Origin of the sequence: Bradyrhizobium sp. SK17 (genome assembly GCF_002831585.1) — a bacterium.
Classification (GTDB): Bacteria; Pseudomonadota; Alphaproteobacteria; order Rhizobiales; family Xanthobacteraceae; genus Bradyrhizobium.
This window is the reverse complement of record NZ_CP025113.1, coordinates 1,470,079-1,488,631: the sequence shown is the minus strand read 5'-3', so window position 1 is coordinate 1,488,631 and position 18,553 is coordinate 1,470,079. Positions and strand designations below refer to the sequence as shown.

Annotated in this window: 16 protein-coding genes; 8 read left to right on the top strand and 8 right to left on the bottom strand. The window is 64.9% G+C overall.

All coding sequences use genetic code 11. The features are described 5' to 3' along the window. Nucleotides 1-55 precede the first annotated feature (55 nt). Nucleotides 56-1,168, bottom strand: a complete 1,113-nt coding sequence (gene leuB, locus CWS35_RS06910) for a 3-isopropylmalate dehydrogenase (protein WP_024583205.1) — start codon at nt 1,166-1,168, stop codon at nt 56-58. 149 nt (nt 1,169-1,317) lie between these two features. On the opposite strand from leuB, the gene CWS35_RS06905 reads away from it, so the two are divergent. Both CWS35_RS06905 and CWS35_RS06900 read left to right on the top strand, forming a co-directional pair. Next, nucleotides 1,318-2,181 (top strand): EamA family transporter, encoded by an 864-nt coding sequence (locus tag CWS35_RS06905; RefSeq protein ID WP_100951489.1) that lies wholly within the window; start codon nt 1,318-1,320, stop codon nt 2,179-2,181. Between the two features lie 89 nt (nt 2,182-2,270). After that, nucleotides 2,271-3,449: a YbfB/YjiJ family MFS transporter gene (locus CWS35_RS06900; RefSeq protein ID WP_245438894.1), complete on the top strand. Its 1,179-nt coding sequence runs from the start codon at nt 2,271-2,273 to the stop codon at nt 3,447-3,449. 127 nt (nt 3,450-3,576) lie between these two features. Here the strand turns inward: CWS35_RS06900 and CWS35_RS06895 are convergent, their stop codons facing one another. The 3 genes from CWS35_RS06895 to CWS35_RS06885 all read right to left on the bottom strand — a co-directional run bounded on the left by CWS35_RS06895 (nt 3,577) and on the right by CWS35_RS06885 (nt 5,777). Continuing rightward, nucleotides 3,577-4,362 carry a molybdopterin-binding protein gene (locus tag CWS35_RS06895; RefSeq protein WP_100951485.1) on the bottom strand — a complete coding sequence of 262 codons (786 nt, stop codon included), beginning with the start codon at nt 4,360-4,362 and terminating at the stop codon, nt 3,577-3,579. Between the two features lie 10 nt (nt 4,363-4,372). After that, nucleotides 4,373-5,008: a cytochrome b/b6 domain-containing protein gene (locus CWS35_RS06890; protein WP_100951483.1), complete on the bottom strand. Its 636-nt coding sequence runs from the start codon at nt 5,006-5,008 to the stop codon at nt 4,373-4,375. 181 nt (nt 5,009-5,189) lie between these two features. Next, entirely contained in the window at nt 5,190-5,777 is a 588-nt protein-coding gene (locus tag CWS35_RS06885) for a fasciclin domain-containing protein (protein WP_100951480.1), read from the bottom strand. A gap of 352 nt (nt 5,778-6,129) precedes the next feature. Between CWS35_RS06885 and CWS35_RS06880 the strand changes: the two genes are divergently transcribed. Then, nucleotides 6,130-7,530: an MFS transporter gene (locus tag CWS35_RS06880; protein ID WP_100951478.1), complete on the top strand. Its 1,401-nt coding sequence runs from the start codon at nt 6,130-6,132 to the stop codon at nt 7,528-7,530. Nucleotides 7,531-7,695: 165 nt separating this feature from the next. Here CWS35_RS06880 and CWS35_RS06875 read toward each other — a convergent pair whose 3' ends face one another. Continuing rightward, entirely contained in the window at nt 7,696-8,457 is a 762-nt protein-coding gene (locus tag CWS35_RS06875; RefSeq protein WP_100951476.1) for an SDR family oxidoreductase, read from the bottom strand. A gap of 86 nt (nt 8,458-8,543) precedes the next feature. Between CWS35_RS06875 and CWS35_RS06870 the strand changes: the two genes are divergently transcribed. Continuing rightward, a complete protein-coding gene (locus tag CWS35_RS06870; protein ID WP_100951474.1) occupies nt 8,544-10,073 on the top strand; it encodes a malonyl-CoA synthase in 1,530 nt (509 codons plus the stop codon). Here the strand turns inward: CWS35_RS06870 and CWS35_RS06865 are convergent. Both CWS35_RS06865 and CWS35_RS06860 read right to left on the bottom strand, forming a co-directional pair. Beyond that, a complete protein-coding gene (locus tag CWS35_RS06865; RefSeq protein ID WP_100951472.1) occupies nt 10,058-10,702 on the bottom strand; it encodes a cytochrome c oxidase assembly factor Coa1 family protein in 645 nt (214 codons plus the stop codon). The two genes, CWS35_RS06870 and CWS35_RS06865, sit on opposite strands and share 16 nt — an antisense overlap. A gap of 31 nt (nt 10,703-10,733) precedes the next feature. Continuing rightward, nucleotides 10,734-11,594 (bottom strand): sulfite exporter TauE/SafE family protein, encoded by an 861-nt coding sequence (locus tag CWS35_RS06860; protein WP_100956101.1) that lies wholly within the window; start codon nt 11,592-11,594, stop codon nt 10,734-10,736. Between the two features lie 690 nt (nt 11,595-12,284). Here CWS35_RS06860 and sdhC point away from each other — a divergent pair. From sdhC to CWS35_RS06835, 4 genes are read left to right on the top strand one after another with little or no spacing between them, the layout of a single operon-like run. Further along, nucleotides 12,285-12,683 carry a succinate dehydrogenase, cytochrome b556 subunit gene (gene sdhC / locus CWS35_RS06850; RefSeq protein ID WP_024583194.1) on the top strand — a complete coding sequence of 133 codons (399 nt, stop codon included), beginning with the start codon at nt 12,285-12,287 and terminating at the stop codon, nt 12,681-12,683. Nucleotides 12,684-12,697: 14 nt separating this feature from the next. Continuing rightward, a complete protein-coding gene (gene sdhD, locus CWS35_RS06845) occupies nt 12,698-13,072 on the top strand; it encodes a succinate dehydrogenase, hydrophobic membrane anchor protein (protein ID WP_024583193.1) in 375 nt (124 codons plus the stop codon). Nucleotides 13,073-13,075: 3 nt separating this feature from the next. Further along, nucleotides 13,076-14,917 carry a succinate dehydrogenase flavoprotein subunit gene (gene sdhA / locus CWS35_RS06840; protein ID WP_100951468.1) on the top strand — a complete coding sequence of 614 codons (1,842 nt, stop codon included), beginning with the start codon at nt 13,076-13,078 and terminating at the stop codon, nt 14,915-14,917. 18 nt (nt 14,918-14,935) lie between these two features. Beyond that, the gene (locus tag CWS35_RS06835) at nt 14,936-15,721 is read left to right on the top strand and encodes a succinate dehydrogenase iron-sulfur subunit (protein ID WP_024583191.1); all 786 of its coding nucleotides are present in this window, start codon (nt 14,936-14,938) and stop codon (nt 15,719-15,721) included. Nucleotides 15,722-15,749: 28 nt separating this feature from the next. Here CWS35_RS06835 and CWS35_RS06830 read toward each other — a convergent pair whose 3' ends face one another. Then, on the bottom strand, nt 15,750-18,500 hold the full coding sequence (locus CWS35_RS06830) for a bifunctional acetate--CoA ligase family protein/GNAT family N-acetyltransferase (protein ID WP_100951467.1): 2,751 nt from the start codon (nt 18,498-18,500) through the stop codon (nt 15,750-15,752). Nucleotides 18,501-18,553: the final 53 nt, after the last annotated feature.

Here is an 18,553-nt window from a genome sequence, read left to right as displayed (position 1 = left end):
AGGCTCTGTCACTCCGGGGCGTGGCGACACATCGCCCCGGAATGAAGCGCGAGGCTTACGCGTGCAGCTTCTGCAATTCGTTCAGGATCGCCTCGCCCATCTGCGCGGTGCTGACCGGCGTGGTGCCGGCCGACTTGATGTCGGCGGTGCGCAGGCCGCTGGCGAGCACGGCGGCGATCGCGGCATCGACCTTGTCGGCAAGGTCGCCCATGCCGAACGAATAGCGCAGCGCCATGCCGAACGAGGCGATCATCGCGATCGGATTGGCAAGGCCTCGGCCCGCGATATCGGGCGCCGAGCCGTGCACCGGCTCATACAAAGCCTTGCGCTCCTTGGTCTTGGCGTCCTCCTTGCCGAGCGAGGCCGACGGCAGCAGGCCGAGCGAGCCGGTCAGCATCGCCGCGATGTCGGACAGCATGTCGCCGAACAGATTGTCGGTGACGATGACGTCGAACTGCTTCGGCGTCTTGACCAGGTTCATGCCGCCGGAATCGGCGAGCTGATGCTCCAGCGTGACGTCCTTGTATTCGCGCGCATGGACCTGGGTCATGACCTCGTTCCAGAGCACGCCCGACTTCATGACGTTGCGCTTCTCCATCGACGTCACCTTGTTCTTGCGCTTGCGCGCCAGGTCGAAGGCGACGCGGCCGATGCGCTCGATTTCGAAGGTGTCGTAGACCTGGGTGTCGACCGCGCGCTTCTGGCCGTTGCCGATATCGGTGATGGTCTTCGGCTCGCCGAAATAGACGCCGCCGGTGAGCTCGCGCACGATCATGATGTCGAGGCCCTCGACGATCTCGCGCTTGAGGCTCGAGGCATCGGCCAGCGCGGGGTAGCACACCGCCGGACGCAGATTGGCGAACAGGCCGAGATCCTTGCGCAGCCGCAGCAGGCCGGCCTCGGGACGGACGTCATAGGGCACTGAGTCCCACTTCGGACCGCCGACCGCGCCGAAGATCACGGCATCGGCCGCCGTGGCCTTGGCCATGTCGGCTTCCGAGATCGACACCTTGTGCGCATCATAGGCCGAGCCACCGACCAGGCCCTGCTCGGTCTCGAACTTGGCGATGCCCTGCGCATTGAGCCAGTCGATCACGCGCTGCACCTCGGCCATCACTTCGGGGCCGATGCCGTCGCCGGGGAGAAGCAGCAGTTTATGGGTCGCCATCGTCGTTACCTCACTCAATCGGGCATGCCCGCCATTATTCGGCGCGAGTGCTAAAACGCCCCGCACCGATTGGCAAGGCACCCCGATGGGGCCAAAATGGCCCGGAAAGAGCCAGCCGCGCCCAATAAGAAGCCAACAAGACGGACCTCATGACCGCAGCCATCGTCTACGCCTTTGCCTCGGCCATTTTCCTCGGTGCCGGGGTGGTGCTGGCGCAGCTTGGCCTGCGCACCGTCGAGCCGCTGTCGGGCGCGGCGATCAGCGTGCCCTCCTTCACCTTGCTGTTCCTGGTGCTGTCGCCGCTGATCCTGCATGGCGAGCCGGTGGTCTGGCGCGGCCTGCCGATCTTCATGGCGATCGGGCTATTCTTCCCGGCCTCGCTGACGCTCCTGACCTTTGCCTCGAACCGGGCGCTCGGACCCGTGATCACCTCGACGCTGGGCAATCTGGCGCCGCTGTTCGCCGTCACCGCCGCCGTGGTGCTGCTGCACGAGCCGCTGCAACCGCAGCAGCTCATCGGCCTCGTCGTCGCGGTGGCGGGCGCGGCCGTCATCACCGTGACCCGGCCGCGCGACCTCGGCCACTGGCGGAGCTGGGCCCTGCTGCTGCCGCTCACCAGCGCGGTGGTGCGCGGCGTGGTGCCGCCGATCGCCAAGCTCGGCCTTGCGATCTGGCCGAGCCCGCTATGGGCCTGCCTTGTCGGCTACGTGATGTCCTCGCTGGTGGTGCTGACCGTGCAGCGGGTCCGCAAGGGCAGCTTCATGGTGCAGGCGCCGCGCGAGGGCCGGTTCTGGTTTGCGCTCACCGGGATCAGCAACGGGCTCAGCGCGCTCAGCCTGTTCGCCGCGGTTCGCAACGGACCGATCACGCTGGTCGCGCCGCTCGCCGCGATCTATCCGCTGGTCACCGTGGCGATGAGTGCTGTCATGCTCAAACATGTCGAGATCACACCACGGATCGTCGCCGGAACCCTGCTGACCGTGATCGGCGTCGCGCTGGTCCTGATCGCCTGATTGCCCGATCCGCAAGACAGTGTTGCCGCGTGAGGCGCTGGGCAGGACCGCCGCAGCCTGCCACAATGGCGGGATTGCCGGAGTGAATTGTGAGAGCCCCCGCCCCATCCTACGCGCATCCCGCGCGGCTGATCCTGATTCTATCGCTTGCACCGACGGTCGGCCTCGGCATCGGCCGCTTTGCCTATTCGCTGGTGCTGCCCGACATGCGCGACTCGCTGGCATGGTCATATTCGGCCGCCGGCTTCATGAACACGATCAATGCCGCCGGCTATCTGGTCGGCGCGCTGTTCGCCTCGCGCCTGATCCAGCGCTTCGGCCTCGCCGCATCGGTGCGCTGGTCGACGCTGATCTGCGCGCTGTCGCTGGCGCTGTGCGCCATCTCGGGTAATTTCGTCGTGCTGAGCCTGTCCCGCCTGCTGGTCGGCCTCGCCGCCGCGGTCGGCTTCGTCGGCGGCGGCGCGCTGGCGGCAACGATCGCGCAGTCGCGGCCGGAACGCGCCAACTTCCTGCTCAGCCTGTTCTATGCCGGGCCGGGCGTCGGCATCCTGGCATCCGGCCTGATCGCACCGTTCGTGCTGCAAGGCTTTGGCGCCGGCTCGTGGTGGATCGTGTGGTGGGCGATGACCCTGCTCGCCGCGGTCATGACGGTGCCGCTGTGGCTTGCACCGCTCCATACCGATACCGCCGCCGGCGGCATCGTGCGCACCAAATTCGCGGTCACCCCGGTCCTGATCTACCTCGCCGCCTATTTCCTGTTCGGCGCCGGCTACATCGCCTACATGACGTTCATGATCGCCTATGTGCGCGACGGCGGCGGTGGCGCGGTGGCGCAGAGCGCGTTCTGGAGCCTGATCGGCGTCAGCGCATTCGTCACGCCATGGATCTGGCGGCGCGTGCTGGCGCTCGACCGCGGCGGGCTCGCCACCACGATCATTCTCGGCGTCAATGCGCTCGGCGCGGCACTACCGATCTTGGGGCATGCGCCGCTGTTGCTGGCGGTCTCGGCGCTGGTGTTCGGCGTCGCCTTCTTCGCGGTGGTCGGCTCGACCACCGCCTTCGTGCGCTTCAACTACCCGCCGCAGTCCTGGCCGACCGCGATCGCGGCAATGACCATCGCCTTCGGTATCGGCCAGACGCTCGGCCCGATCGTGGTGGGCGCGATCACGGATGCGGTCGGCAATCTGTCGGTTGCGCTGAACGTCTCAGCCGCGATGCTGGTACTGGGCGCGCTGCTGTCGGCGTTTCAGCGCAAGGTGGGGCCGTGATTGGTCGTCCCGGCGAAGGCCGGGACCCATAACCACGAATGGCTTTGATGGAGGGAAGCGTCGCCCCGCTTGCCTATTTCCGCTGCCGCGGAGTATGGGTCCCGGCCTTCGCCGGGACGACAGCAGATTAGCTCCCACTAAACGAATTATAGCCCTGATCTTCCCAGTAGCCGCCCTTGTAGTCGTTGGTGACTTCCATCGAGAGCACGTATTTCGGGTTCTTGAAGCCGAGCTTGGTCGGCACCCGGATCTTCATCGGGAAGCCATAGGCGCGCGGCAGGATCTGGTCGGCGAATTTGAACGTCATCTGGGTCTGCGGATGCAGCGCCGTGCGCATGTCCAGTGGTGAATTGTAGCCGTCCTTGTCGGCGCACTGGAACCAGACATATTTCGCGCGGGTGTCGGCCCCGACCAGCTTGAGGAAATCGCGCAGCGGCGTGCCGGTCCAGCTGCCGATCGCGCTCCAGCCCTCGACGCAGATATTGCGCGTCACCTGCTTGACCTGCGGCAGCTTGTACAATTCGTCGAGCGTCCACGGCTTCTTGTTCTCGACCAGCCCGCGCACCTCGAGCTTCCAGTCCGCGGCCGCGATCTCGGGCGCATCGTCGAGATCGTAATAGGCGTTGAACGGAAACGGCTTGGTGATCATGCTCTCGGGGAAGGTCGGCGCCAGCGCATCCGGATTGAACATCCAGGCCTGCACCGCGTCGTTGAATTTCGAGACCTTCTTCAGCAATTCCTCCGCCGACGACGAATCGACCACGTCGCAGCCGGTCAACAGCGTCAGCGCGCCGAGGCTGGTGCCCGCCGTGATGAAACGACGGCGCGTCAGTTCCGGCATCGTCTTCACCGCATCGCGCACCAGCAGCTTCTTGTCGACGCCGGGGATCAGGAGCTTTCGGAGACGGCCCATAATATCCTCCTCAACGCCCGATGATCATGGCGCGCAGGCTCTTCGGTACCAGCAGTGCGAGCGCGACATGGATCACCAGGAAGGCGACGATCAGCGCCATGCAGGTGAAGTGGACGTAACGCGCGAAATCGTAACCGCCGAACAGCGACACCAGCCAGTGCAGCTGCACCGGCTTCCACATCGACAGGCCGGACAGCACGATGACGACGCCGACGATGATGATGCCGGCATAGAGCAGCTTCTGCACCGAATTGTACTTGCTGAGATCATCATGCGACAGCTTGAAGGTCAGCGCCGCCTTGGTGTCGGCGATCACGCCGCCCGGGGTGATCGGCAGCAACTTCCTGCGGAAGCGGCCGGTGGCGAAACCGAGCGCCAGATAGGTCAGGCCGTTGACCATCAACAGCCACATCGCCGCGAAGTGCCAGAGCAGCGCGCCGCCGAGCCAGCCGCCCAGCGTGATATTCGAGGAGAACGTGAAGCCGAACAGCGGCGAGGCATTGTAGATCTGCCAGCCGGACATGATCATCAGGATCATCGCGACCGCATTGATCCAGTGCACCATGCGCACCCAGACCGGCTGGATGACCTTGGCTGGCGTCGCGGTCTCTGTCCGGTGGTCGTCGCTGACGGCGAGGCTCGTCATTGGAATTCTCTGCTGGTGGTCGTTACCGGTTTATACGCCCGGAACCGGGGTTCCGTTACGGGGGACGTATCATCCATTCGATATACGCCGCCTCATATAGTCACAAAAATGCGAGCCGGGCGGGGCCCGGCTCGCTGCCTTTCGCGCTCTGCTTTGCTGGGGACTAACAGGCCGCGCGGTGTTACTTCGCCGGCATCAGAACGGTGTCGACCACATGAATGACGCCATTCGACTGGTTGACGTTCGGAATGGTCACGGTCGCACTGCCGCCCTTGGCGTCGACAACCATGACGGTGTCGCCCGATCGCTTGACGGTCAGGTCTTCACCCTCGACAGTCTTGAGCTTCTTGCCGTCTGTCAGGTCAGAGGCCTCGAGCTTGCCGGGCACCACGTGATAGGTGAGGATCTTGGTCAACGTCGCCTTGTTCTCGGGCTTGACCAGGTTGTCAACCGTGCCGGCCGGCAGCTTGGCGAAGGCCTCGTTGGTTGGCGCGAATACCGTGAAAGGCCCCTTGCCTTCCAGCGTCGGGACCAGACCCGCTGCCTTCACAGCGGCGACCAGAGTGGTGTGATCCTTCGAGTTGACCGCATTCTGGACGATGTTCTTTGACGGATACATCGCGGCGCCACCGACCATCACGGTCTTCTCGCCCGACATTTCGCTCTTGGTCATCTTCTTGTCTTCAGCATTGGCCGGGGCCAACACAGTGGCCGTGATCGCCAGCGCGCCGAACGCAGCTGCTGACAGAAGTGCGATACGCTTCGACATAGATAAGTCTCCCGGTGCATGGGTACGACCGGCGGGCGATCCGCCGGAGATGAAACAACGAGGCTACTGATTTTCAGCTGACTGCGTCGTCGTCGCCTCAAGCTACGGGAGGGCTTTCGAGCGGTTTCGCGCTATAAATAATCGTGATTGTGAAACCATTTTAGAAGCAACGCGTTCCGACGACGAGCGCGTGCCAGTCGCGCGCATCGTATGCAGGGCCCCAAACGACCATTCCGTTCGACGGAATAGATGGGTGCGCCGCCGCGAGCAATTTGCTTGCTGCGACTGTTCGATTGGTTCAGCCTGTGATTGTGGCGCGGCTTCGCAGCGGTCCGCAGCGGGGGAAACAATCATGAGCAGCATCACGGCTGACAGCCAGGCCGCGTCCGCGGTGAACGATGCGGGCAGCGACGTCGGCCCGCTCGAACAGAAGCATCTGCAATACGCCAATTACCGCGCCGTCGCTGGTAGCACCGAGCTCACCAAGACGCACTGGCACATCGCCACCGCCAACGCGCTCGGCTGGGGCTTCGACGGCATGGACGGCGTGATCTTCGCGCTGATCGCGCCGATGGTGATCAAGGAATTTGCGCTGACCTTGCCCGAATACCGCTCGGGCATGCAGATCGCATTGTTCGTCGGCATCGCCGGGCTCTATTTCTGGCCGTGGCTCGCCGACCGCTATGGCCGCCGCACGCTGCTCGCCGTCAACATCGCGCTGTTCTCGCTGCTGATGCCGGTCGCAGCGTTGTCGCCGACCTTCGCGGTGTTCGTGATCGCGCGCTCGCTGCTGTTCTTCGCGCTCAACGGCGAATGGTCGCTCGGTTCGATGCTGGTGGCGGAGACCTGGCCGGCGCGCTTGCGCGGCCGCGTCATCAGCATCACGCGTTCGGCGTGGTGCCTCGGCGCCACGCTCGCGGGTGCGATCACTGGCCTCGTGGCCGCCAATTACGGCTGGCGTATCGCCGTGATGGTCCCCGGCGCCATCGCGTTGCTCGCGATCTATATCCGCTCGACCTGTCCGGAATCGCCCTATTGGGTGCGCTCGCAGGACCGCAAGCGGCGCATCTCCGAGACGCTGGCGCGCGGCGGCACGGTGAGCGACGACGACCGCAACTGGTTCACCAAGGCCAAATCGGTCGGCATCAGTCAGGTGTTCATGCCCGACGTGCTGCCCTCGACACTGGTCGCACTGTTCGTTGCCTGCGCCTCGACCTGCATCTACGGCACGGTCGGTGCCTGGATGCCGCTGTATCTGTCGACCGAGAAGCATTGGTCGACCGCGGAGTACAGCCTGTTCTACGTGTTCTACGGCCTCTGCGGCTTCCTTGGCCTGTGCCTGGTCGGCTGGCTGATCGACAAGATCGGCCGCCGCCGCACCTTCATCGTGACCTTGATCGAAGGCGCGATCTTCATGACGCTCTGGGTCTATTCCGAGGATCGCGTCTGGCTGTGGGCGTTCGGCCTCGCTTGGTGTCTCGGCTTCCTCGGCTTCTGGGGCCCGAGCACGACGCTGACGGCGGAAATCTTTCCGACCCGGATCCGCGGCGCCGCCAATGGCGTGGTCTGGGCGATCGCCTATTTCGTCGGCTTCGTGCTGTTCCCGTTCGTCTCGATCGCGCTCCAGCAGCACACCGGCTCGTTCGCGCTGGCGTTCCTCTGCATCCCCGTGCTGATGATCGCGATGGCGATCGGCGTGTTCTTCTTCGTGCCGGAGCATACCGGCAAGGAGCTGAACGAGATCAGCGAGTGAGAGAAATCGTAGGATGGGTTAGCCGAAGGCGTAACCCACCTCGTTTCCCACCGCGGCGCGAAGGGTGGGTTACGCTTCGCTAACCCACCCTACGCTCCCTTGTCATCCACATCGGTGGCTTTGGGTCCCTGCTTTCGCAGGGATGACCCGTTGACGGAGTGGGGCCTAATCCCGGTTCGCCGGCGTCTGGATGAATCCCCGATTGTGGGTCGGGCTGATCAGGATCTCGTTCATGCAGACCCGCGCCGGCATGCTGGCGACGAAGGCGATGGTGCGGCCGCAATCCTCGGGTTGCAGCATCTTGGCCTGCTCGGCCTCGCTCGGCACCACCGGCCGCTGCTTGAGGATCGGGGTTGCGACCTCGCCCGGCGACAGGCAGCAGGCGCGCAGGCCATTGACGCATTCGTCCATGTTGAAGGAATGGGTCAGTGCCAGCACCGCGTGCTTGGTCGTGGTGTAGGCCGGACCCGGCATCTTCGAGACGTGGCGGCCAGCCCAGGAGGCGACATTGATGATGCAGCCGTCCTGCTGCTTGCGCATGGTCGGCAGCACCGCGCGCATGCAGTAGAGCACGCCGTTGAGGTTGACCTCGACCAGCTTGTCCCAGCCTTCCACTTCCATGTCGGCCCAGCTGCGCTTCGGGACGTTGATGCCGGCGCTGTTGACCAGCAGGTCGATGCGGCCGTGCCTGGCGACGATGGTCTCGGCCGCCTTGTTGACGTCGGCCTTGTTGCTGACATCGAGCGGGATCGCCTCGGCCTTGCCGCCCTTTTTGGTGATGTTGCCCACCACGCGGTCGAGCTCTTCCTTGCGGCGGCCGGAGACCACCACCGTCCAGCCGTCCGCCGCCAGGAATTCCGCCCCGGATTCACCGATTCCCGTTCCGCCGCCGGTGACCCAGGCCACGCGTTTCCCATGATTTGTCATGCAAACTGTCTCCGTTGCTTTCCGAAGGGCGTTTTTGCTAATCCAGCCAGACGTTTCCAGCCCTTTCGCCCCTCGGGGGATGTTGCATGAACACGACCACCAACGCCAACCTGTTTTCCCGCCTGTTTGACGGCCTCGACGACCCCAACCGGCTCGCCATCGAGCAGCTCGACGGCAGCCGCATCACCTATGGCGATCTGATCGCGCGCGCCGGCCAGATGGCCAATGTGCTGGTCGAGCGCGGCGTCAAGCCGGGCGACCGGGTCGCGGCACAGACCGAGAAATCGGTCTCGGCGCTGGTGCTCTATCTCGCGACCGTGCGCGCCGGCGGCGTCTACCTGCCGCTCAACACCGCCTATACGCTGAACGAGCTCGAATACTTCATCACCGATGCCGAGCCGACGGTGGTGGTCTGCGATCCCTCGAAGCTCGACGGCATCAGGGCGATCGCCGCCAAGGTGGGCGCCAAGGTCGAGACGCTCGATTCGAGCGGTAAGGGCTCGCTGACCGAGGCCGCCGACAAAGCGCCGAAGGCGTTCGCCACGGTACCGCGCGGCGACAATGATCTCGCCGCGATCCTCTACACGTCAGGCACCACCGGCCGCTCCAAGGGCGCGATGCTGTCGCACGACAATCTCGCCTCGAACTCCTATTCGCTGGTCGACTATTGGCGCTTCACCGACAAGGACGTGCTGATCCACGCCCTGCCGATCTATCACACCCACGGCCTGTTCGTGGCGAGCAACGTCACGCTGTTCGCGCGCGCCTCGATGATCTTCCTGCCGAAGTTCGATCCGGACGTGATCCTGAAGCTGATGGCCCGCGCCACCGTGATGATGGGCGTGCCGACCTTCTATACCCGCCTGTTGCAGAACCCCGGCCTGAACAAGGACGCCACCAAGCATATGCGGCTGTTCGTCTCGGGCTCGGCGCCGCTGCTCGCCGACACCCATCGCGAATGGTCGGCACGCACCGGCCACGCCGTGCTCGAGCGCTACGGCATGACCGAGACCAACATGAATACGTCGAACCCCTATGAGGGCGATCGCGTGCCTGGCGCCGTCGGCTTCGCGCTGCCCGGCGTCTCGGTGCGGGTCACCGATCCCGAGACCGGCAAGGAGCTCGCGCGGGACACCATCGGCATGATCGAGGTCAAGGGCCCGAACGTGTTCCAGGGCTACTGGCGGATGCCGGAGAAGACCAAGGCCGAATTCCGCGGCGACGGCTTCTTCATCACCGGCGACCTCGGCAAGATCGACGACAAGGGCTACGTCCATATCCTCGGTCGCGGCAAGGATCTCGTGATCTCCGGCGGCTTCAACGTCTATCCGAAGGAGATCGAGAGCGAGATCGACGCCATGCCCGGCGTGATCGAATCCGCCGTGATCGGCGTGCCGCATGCCGATTTCGGCGAGGGCGTCACCGCCGTGCTGGTGTGCAGCAAGGGCGCCAACGTCAGCGAAGCCTCGGTGCTGAAAGCGCTCGACGGGCGGCTGGCCAAATTCAAGATGCCCAAGCGAGTCTTCGTGGTCGACGAATTGCCGCGCAACGCGATGGGCAAGGTGCAGAAGAATATCTTGCGGGATAAATATAAGGATATCTACAGCAAGCGCTGACGGAGGCGATCGAGTTCGACCCGCGTCTCCTTCAAGAGATCAATCTCGCCGTCGCGCCCGTCGACCTTGAGCTTGAGGAGCTTAAGCGTCCAGACGCCGTTCGCCTTGAGGGCCATCATCTGGATGCGGCCCGTGGCCCTGGTGCCGGTCACCGAGAAGCTGAGCACAGCTTGCCCGGTTGTGCCGTTGATCGATATCTTGCCAAGCGGAAGCCCGGTCGATATCGGCGCCCCGAGCGCCGTGACTGCTTCGGTGTTGGCCTGAAGCCTGACTACGGCGAGTTGGTAAGCCTCGGACTGTTTCATAAAATAGAAGACACCGCCGAAAATCCCGCCATACAGCACGATCACGCCGAGCCAAATCACGACGCCCCAGAACGCCCATTTGCGTTGCACGCGCTTGAAGTGCTCGACGCTGTCCCACCGCCCGTTGCGCCAGGCCCAGGCACTCCCCTTCGCACCAAGGATGAAGAGCATCGCAAGGCCGAACAGCGGAACCAGGGTGAGCAACGCGATGTAGGTGTTGTTGCCGACCCCCCAGATCCAGTTGAGGAGAAACGCGCCCCAATTCCAGCGATTGATGTCCTCGGGTATATCGGTCGGAAGGGCAGGCGGGCGAGCGTCGGTCATGGATGACGTCCTGCAAAAGCGCGGCGCCTACTTACTGCCCGCCGACGAGGCTTATCACGAAGCGCCCGCCGACGATAAAGAGATAGGCCCCGAACGCCACCTCCAGCGCCCGCTTCGACAGCGCGTGCGCGACCTTCACGCCGAGCGGCGCGGTGACGAGCGTGGTCGGCATCACCAGCAGCGCGCCGATCAGCGAGACGTAGCCGAGCGCGAACGGCAGTTGCAGCGCGGCGACGTCAGGGAAGCGCGCCGCGGCGGGCCAGCCGGCATAGACGTAACCCAGCGCGCCGGGGATCGAGATCAGCACCGCGAGCGCGGACGAGGTCGCAACCGCCTGATGGATCGGCCGGCCATAGAAGGTCATCAGGAGATTGGCGAACAGGCCGCCGCCGATTCCCATCAGCGTCGAGAGCAGGCCGACGAAGAAGCCATAGACGCGCATCAAGAAACCTTTCGGCACGTCGTCGCCGAATTTCCAGCTCTCGCGCGCCAACAGCAGCCGCGCAGCCGCCGACCAGGCCACCAGGACGAACACGATCTTGAACAATCGCTCCGGCGCGAAGCGCGCTGTGACGCTGCCGGCGGCGACGCCGATCACGATCGGCAGCCACCAGCGCTTCAGGATCTCCATATCGACCGCGCCGCGGCGATAATGGGCACGGAACGAACTCAGCGAGGTCGGGATGATGATGGCGAGCGAGGTGCCGATGCAGAGCGGCATCCGCACCTCGAGCGGGACGCCGGCGAGGCGAAAGCATTCGTAAAACACCGGCACCAGGATCGCGCCACCACCAATGCCGAACAGGCCGGCAAGAAAGCCGGACAGCGCGCCGACCGCAATCAGCAACAGTGCGAGTTCGAGCAATTCGCTGGGATCGAGGCCGGCCATCATCTTCTTCGTGCAGCATCGGGGTGCGTGTTGCCGGAGCAGGTGCTTCGGCGACGTTTCGCGACTGCGCGTCGCGAGCAATAGCCGCTTTTCGGATTCGGGAGTATCGGCGCCATCGCGCAGGTGCTCATGCAACGTCTCGCGTGACGCGTTGTCGACGGACCAAGGCGAATCGCAAATTCCGCATATCGGGTCGGCTCTGGATGAATGGCCGCTGCGCACGGATTGATGCGGTGCGGTATGGCGACGGCATGATCAACAGCTCGGTTCGACAGATGCAGTCCAGGCATTGCGGGTGCATACGTACGGCGCGTCTTGGCCAGCTGCGAACCGATGCGAGTGGCAGCGAATCCGTTGCTTCGGCCGTCGCCGGCCCGATCGCCTAAGATCAGGGCATTTGTCGATTATCTGGTGGAACAATGGGGCAAAACCGGCGGCTTCCGGTCCGCGTCCTTGCGCCTTCCGATGGCTCTTCAACAAATCCGGAATACTGATTCATTTCTTAGTTCATCTAACCTTGCATCTGGTATACCACACTGCGGATCAACCAGAATTCGGCAAGTCTAACAATGAACTTCGGTTCGACCGAAGGCTATTTGGCCGTTGCGCGGCGAGGTGCGACTCCGTAAATAGAATTCGTCTACCGCGTTCCCGATGGGCCGGCCGCGGTCCCTCACAACATAAAGCCCGCCGATGACCGCCAGGATCGAACGACCCCTTTCACCCCATTTGCAGACCTACCGGTGGACCCTGACGATGGCGCTGTCCATCGTCCATCGCGCCACCGGTGTGGCCCTCTATTTCGGCACCCTGCTGGTCGCCTGGTGGCTGATCGCAGCCGCTTCCGGCCCGACCGCCTACGCCAACGTCCAGGCCTTCACCGGCAGCGCGATCGGCAAGCTGATCGTGTTCGGCTATACATGGGCGCTGATGCACCATCTGTGCAGCGGCATCCGGCATTTCGTCTGGGACCTCGGCTACGGCTTCAAGGCCAATGAGCGCGAAGCCCTGACCTGGGGCGCGCTGGTCGCCGGCATCTCGCTGACCGTGCTGGTCTGGATCATTGCCTACGCCGTCGGAGGTGGACGATGAGCAGCCGCCCCTCAATGCGGACGCCGCTGGAGCGCGTCCGCGGCCTCGGCTCCGCGCATACCGGCACCTCGGATTTCTGGCGTCAGCGCCTCACCGCGGTCGCGATGACGCTGCTGATCGTCCCGGTCATCGTCGTGATGATCATGCTGATCGGCCGCAATCATGCCGGCGCGGCGCAAATCCTCGGCTCGATCCCGATCGCCATCATCCTGCTGCTCTTCATCATCGCCAGCACCTGGCACATGAAGATCGGCATGCAGGTCGTGATCGAAGACTACATCCACAATGAGAAGCTGAAGATCGCCAGCGTGATGGCGAACAACTTCTTCTGCGTCGCGGTCGCCATGGCCTCGATCTACGCAATCCTCAAATTGTCGTCGGGAGTTTAACCCATGGCTGGAGAAGCTAACGGCAAGACCACCAACGGCAGTGGTCCGGCGACCAACGGCAAGGCCTATCCGATCCAGGACCACACCTACGACGTCGTCGTGGTCGGCGCCGGCGGCGCGGGCCTGCGCGCCGTGGTCGGCTGCTCGGAAGCGGGCCTGCGCACCGCCTGCATCACCAAGGTGTTCCCGACCCGCTCGCACACCGTTGCGGCGCAGGGCGGCATCTCGGCCTCGCTCGGCAACATGCACCAGGACGACTGGCGCTGGCACATGTACGACACCGTGAAGGGGTCGGACTGGCTCGGCGACCAGGACGCGATCGAATACATGGTGCGTAACGCGCCCGACGCGGTCTACGAGCTCGAGCATTGGGGCGTGCCGTTCTCGCGCACCGAGGACGGCAAGATCTATCAGCGCCCGTTCGGCGGCATGACCATGGATTACGGCAAGGGCCAGGCGCAGCGCACCTGCGCCGCCGCCGACCGCACCGGCCACGCCATGCTGCACACGATGTACGGCCAGTCGCTGCGCCACGCGGCCGAGTTCTTCATCGAGTTCTTCGCCATCGACCTGATCATGGACGATCAAGGCGTCTGCCGCGGCGTGATCGCGCTCAAGCTCGACGACGGCACGCTGCATCGCTTCCGTGCCCAGACCACGATTCTGGCGACCGGCGGCTACGGCCGCGCCTACGCCTCCTGCACCTCGGCGCACACCTGCACCGGCGATGGCGGCGGCATGGTGCTGCGCGCCGGCCTGCCGTTGCAGGACATGGAGTTCGTCCAGTTCCACCCGACCGGCATCTACGGCTCGGGCTGCCTCGTCACCGAGGGCGCCCGCGGCGAAGGCGGCTATCTCGTCAATTCCGAAGGCGAGCGCTTCATGGAGCGCTATGCGCCGTCGGCCAAGGACCTCGCCTCGCGCGACGTCGTCTCGCGCGCGATGACGATCGAGATCCGCGAAGGCCGCGGCGTCGGCAAGAAGAAGGATCACATCTTCCTGCACCTCGATCACCTCGATCCGAAGGTGCTGCATGAGCGGCTGCCGGGCATCTCGGAATCGGCGAAGATCTTCGCCAATGTCGACGTCACCCGCGAGCCGATCCCGATCGTGCCGACGGTGCACTACAACATGGGCGGCATCGCCACGAACTATCACGCCGAGGTGCTGACCAAGCGCAACGGCGACGACAATTCAGTGGTGCCGGGCCTGATGGCGATCGGCGAAGCCGCCTGCGTCTCTGTCCACGGCGCCAACCGCCTCGGCTCCAATTCGCTGATCGACCTCGTGGTGTTCGGCCGCGCGGCGGCGCTGCGCCTCGCCGACAAGCTGACCGCGAACGCCAAGCAGCCCGAGCTGCCGAAGGATTCGTCCGACCTTGCGCTCGGCCGGCTCGATCACTTCCGCCACGCCTCCGGCGGCACGCCGACCGCGAAGCTGCGCGACAGCATGCAGCATGTGATGCAGAACAATTGCGCGGTGTTCCGCACCGGCGACATTTTGCAGGAAGGCCAGAACCTGATCCACAAGGTCTATGGCGGCGTCGGCGACATCTCGGTCACGGACCGTTCGCTGGTGTGGAATTCCGACCTGATCGAGACGCTGGAATTCGACAATCTGATCGTGCAGGCGGTCGTGACGATGGATTCGGCGGCCAACCGCACCGAAAGCCGCGGCGCGCATGCGCGGGAGGATTTCCCGGACCGCAACGACAAGGACTGGATGAAGCACACGCTGACCTGGATCGATCCGGCCGGCAAGACCGCGATCGAGTACCGTCCGGTGCACAGCTACACGATGACCAATGACGTGCAGTACATCCCGCCGAAGGCGCGGGTCTACTGAGAACGAAGGCGAGCAGACATGGTTGAATTCGCACTTCCGAAGAATTCGAGGATTTCCGGCGGCAAGACCTGGCCGAAGCCGGCCGGCGCCACCGAGACCCGCGAATTTCGTGTGTATCGCTGGAATCCGGACGACGGCAAGAATCCGAGCGTCGACACCTACTATGTCGACACCCACGATTGCGGTCCGATGGTGCTGGACGGTCTGATCTGGATCAAGAACCACATCGACCCGACGCTGACCTTCCGCCGCTCCTGCCGCGAAGGCGTTTGCGGCTCCTGCGCGATGAACATCGACGGCCAGAACACCCTGGCCTGCACCAAGTCGATGCACGATGTCGGCGCCGGTGGCGCGGTGAAGGTCAATCCGCTGCCGCATCAGCCGGTGGTGAAGGACCTGGTTCCTGACCTCACCAATTTCTACGCCCAGTACGCTTCGATCGAGCCGTGGCTCAAGACCACGACGCCGACGCCGCAGAAGGAGTGGAAGCAGAGCCACGAGGACCGCGAGAAGCTCGACGGCCTCTACGAGTGCATCCTGTGCGCCTGCTGCTCGACCTCGTGCCCGAGCTACTGGTGGAACAGCGAACGCTTCCTCGGCCCCGCCGCGCTGCTACAGGCGACGCGCTGGGTCACCGACTCCCGCGACGAAGCGACCGGCGAGCGGCTCGACAATCTCGAGGACCCGTTCCGTCTCTATCGCTGCCACACCATTATGAACTGCGCCAAGGCGTGCCCGAAGGGCCTCAATCCCTCGGAAGCGATCGCCGAGCTCAAGTTCAAGATGGTCGAACGCCAGATCTGATCCGACGCAACGGCGGCTGGCGTTTATATCAGCGCCCAGCCGCCGCCGGCCGGATCAGGATATCGGCACCGACCGCAGCGACCCCCGGCTTGCGGAGGTCGAGGACGACGTCGACGATGCTGTGATCCTCCGGATCCATCGTGACGGTGAAGCCGAGATCGCGGCACATTCCGATCATCGTGGTGTTCTCGGTCAGCACCTGGCCTGACAGCCGCTGCAATCCCTCCGACTGCGCATAGTGGATCAGGAGCTGCATCAGCGCCCAGCCGAGCCCTTTGCCTTTGAGATCGGACTGCAACAGGATCGCATATTCGGCGTTCTCGTAGAGCGAGTCCGAATGCAGCCGCACCGCTCCCATCATCTCGCCGGTCGCCGGATCGAGCGCAACAAAGGCCATCGCGCGCGCATAGTCGAGCTGGGTGAGCCGCGCGATGAACGCATGCGAGAATTCCTTCATGGCGTGGAAGAAGCGCAGCCTGAGGTCCTCGGCGCTCACGCGCTTGAAGAAGCCATCGACCATCGGCTCGTCCTCGGGCCGCATCGGACGCACCGTGACGCGCGAGCCGTCGCGTAACGCGAGCTCGCCCTCCCATTGCGACGGATAGGGCCTGACCGCGAGCCTCGTATGGCCCGCAAACAGTCGCGCGGGCTTGCGAATCGCCACCCGCGCATCGAGCGCGAGCACGCCGCTCTCATCCGCCAGCATCGGATTGATGTCGAGCTCGGCGACTTCGGGAATATCGGCCGCCATCTGCGCCAGCTTGACCAGCGTGAGCGGCACCACATCGGCCGGGACCGCCGCCACGTCGCCATAGCCGCCGAGCAGCCGCGAGACGCGGGTGCGCCCGACCAGTTCACGGGCGAGATTCATGTCGAGCGGCGGCAACGCCAGCGCCTTGTCATTGATCACCTCGACCGCGGGACCACCGCGCCCGAACACGATCACCGGGCCGAAGGTCGGATCGTCGGCGATGCCGAGGATCAATTCGCGCGCCGCGCGGCGCACGATCATCGGCTGGATCGTCACGCCTTGCAGGATGGCATCGGGCCGTGCGCTTCGTGCGCGGTCCATGACCGTCCTGGCCGCCTCGACGACGCTGTCCCTGGTGCGCAGATCGAGGATCACGCCACCGACATCGGAGGCGTGTCGGATGTCGCGCGAGAACACCCTGACCACGATGGCATGTCCCTCGGCCAGGAACGGCGCCGCCTTCTCCGCGGCGTCCTCGGCTCCGTCGGCGACGATGGTCGTCACGATCGGGATCCGATAGGCCTCGAACAGGGCGACGATCTCGGCCGGGTCGAGCCAGGCCCGTCCCTCCGACAACGCGTTCAAGACGACGTGCCGCGCCGCCGCCGTCTCCGGGGTGAACACCGAGGCAACGCCGGGCGGGGTCGCGGCGAGTGCCGTGGAGGCCTCGCGGTAGCGCACCAGATACATGAAGGCGCGCACCGCATCGTCCTCGGTCGGGAAATGCGGGATCCGCGCCGCCTCGAAGATCGCGCCGGTGCGCTCGTCGGCGCCGACCCACGCCGCGAGCACCAGTGCGGCAACCGCGCTCCGCTTCGACCTGCGCTCACGGACGCATTGCGCCACCGCCTCGGCGATGCCCTCGGCCGGCGCCACCGCCATCTCGACATTCGCGACCAGCACCGCGTCGCTGTTGGTGTCATCGAGCAACGCGTTGAGCGCCACCACATAGCGCGCGGCATCGGCATCGCCGGCGATGTCGACCGGATTGGCGCACGACCAGCCCGGCGGCAGCATCTTGTCGAGCCGTTCGATCGTCTCCGTCGCCAAGGTCGCGGGAACGCCGCCCAGCTCGGCGAGCCGGTCGGTCGCGAGGATGCCGAGGCCGCCGCCATTGGTCAGGATCGCCAGCCGGTTGCCGCGCGGAACGAAGCCGCGGCCGAGCAACTCGGCACAATCGAACAATTGGCGCAGGTCGTAGACGCGCAGCATGCCGGCGCGGCGGAACGCGGCGTCATAGACCGCATCGGAGCCGGCCAGCGCGCCGGTGTGGGTCGCAGCGGCGATCGCGCCCTGCGCCATCCGCCCCGACTTGACGATGATGACCGGCTTCAACCGTGCCGCGGCGCGCGCCGCCGACATGAACTTGCGCGCATCCTTGACCGCCTCGAGGTAGATCAGGATCGCGCTGGTATGGTCGTCGAGCGCGAAATGATCCAGCAGGTCGGCGACGTCGACGTCGAGCTGATCGCCGATCGAGGCGATGCCGGAGAAGCCGAGCCTCCGCTCCGCCGCCCATTCGATCATCGCCGATGCGACCGCGCCGGACTGCGAGATCAGTGCGACATGTCCATCGGACGGCTGATGCGAGGCGAAGCTCGCATTGAGCTTCGCACGCGGCACCATGACGCCGAGGCAATTCGGCCCGATCAGACGCATGCCGTGGCGCCGCGCCGTCTGCCCGGCGATGTCCGCAAGCGAGCCCGCGCCGTGGCCGAGACCGGCCGACAGGATCGCGGCACCGGCGACGCCGGCCAAGGCTGCCTCCGCCACGATCTCCGGCACGGCAGCCGCCGGCGCGCTGATGACGACGAGATCGGGCGTGAACGGGAGCGACTTCAGATCCGGAACGGTCGGCACGCCATCGACATCGGCATATTGCCGGTTGACGACGCCAACCTTGCCGCCGAAGCCGCTCGCCTTGATGTTTCGCAGCACCGCCGCGCCGAGCGATGACGGTCGCGGGCTGCCGCCGACCACCGCGATGCTCCGCGGCGAGAATACCCGCTCCAGGCCGAAGGTCGACATTGCATGGTCTCGCAGGTAAGCGCGTGATGCGCTCCGGATCAACTCTACTTCGT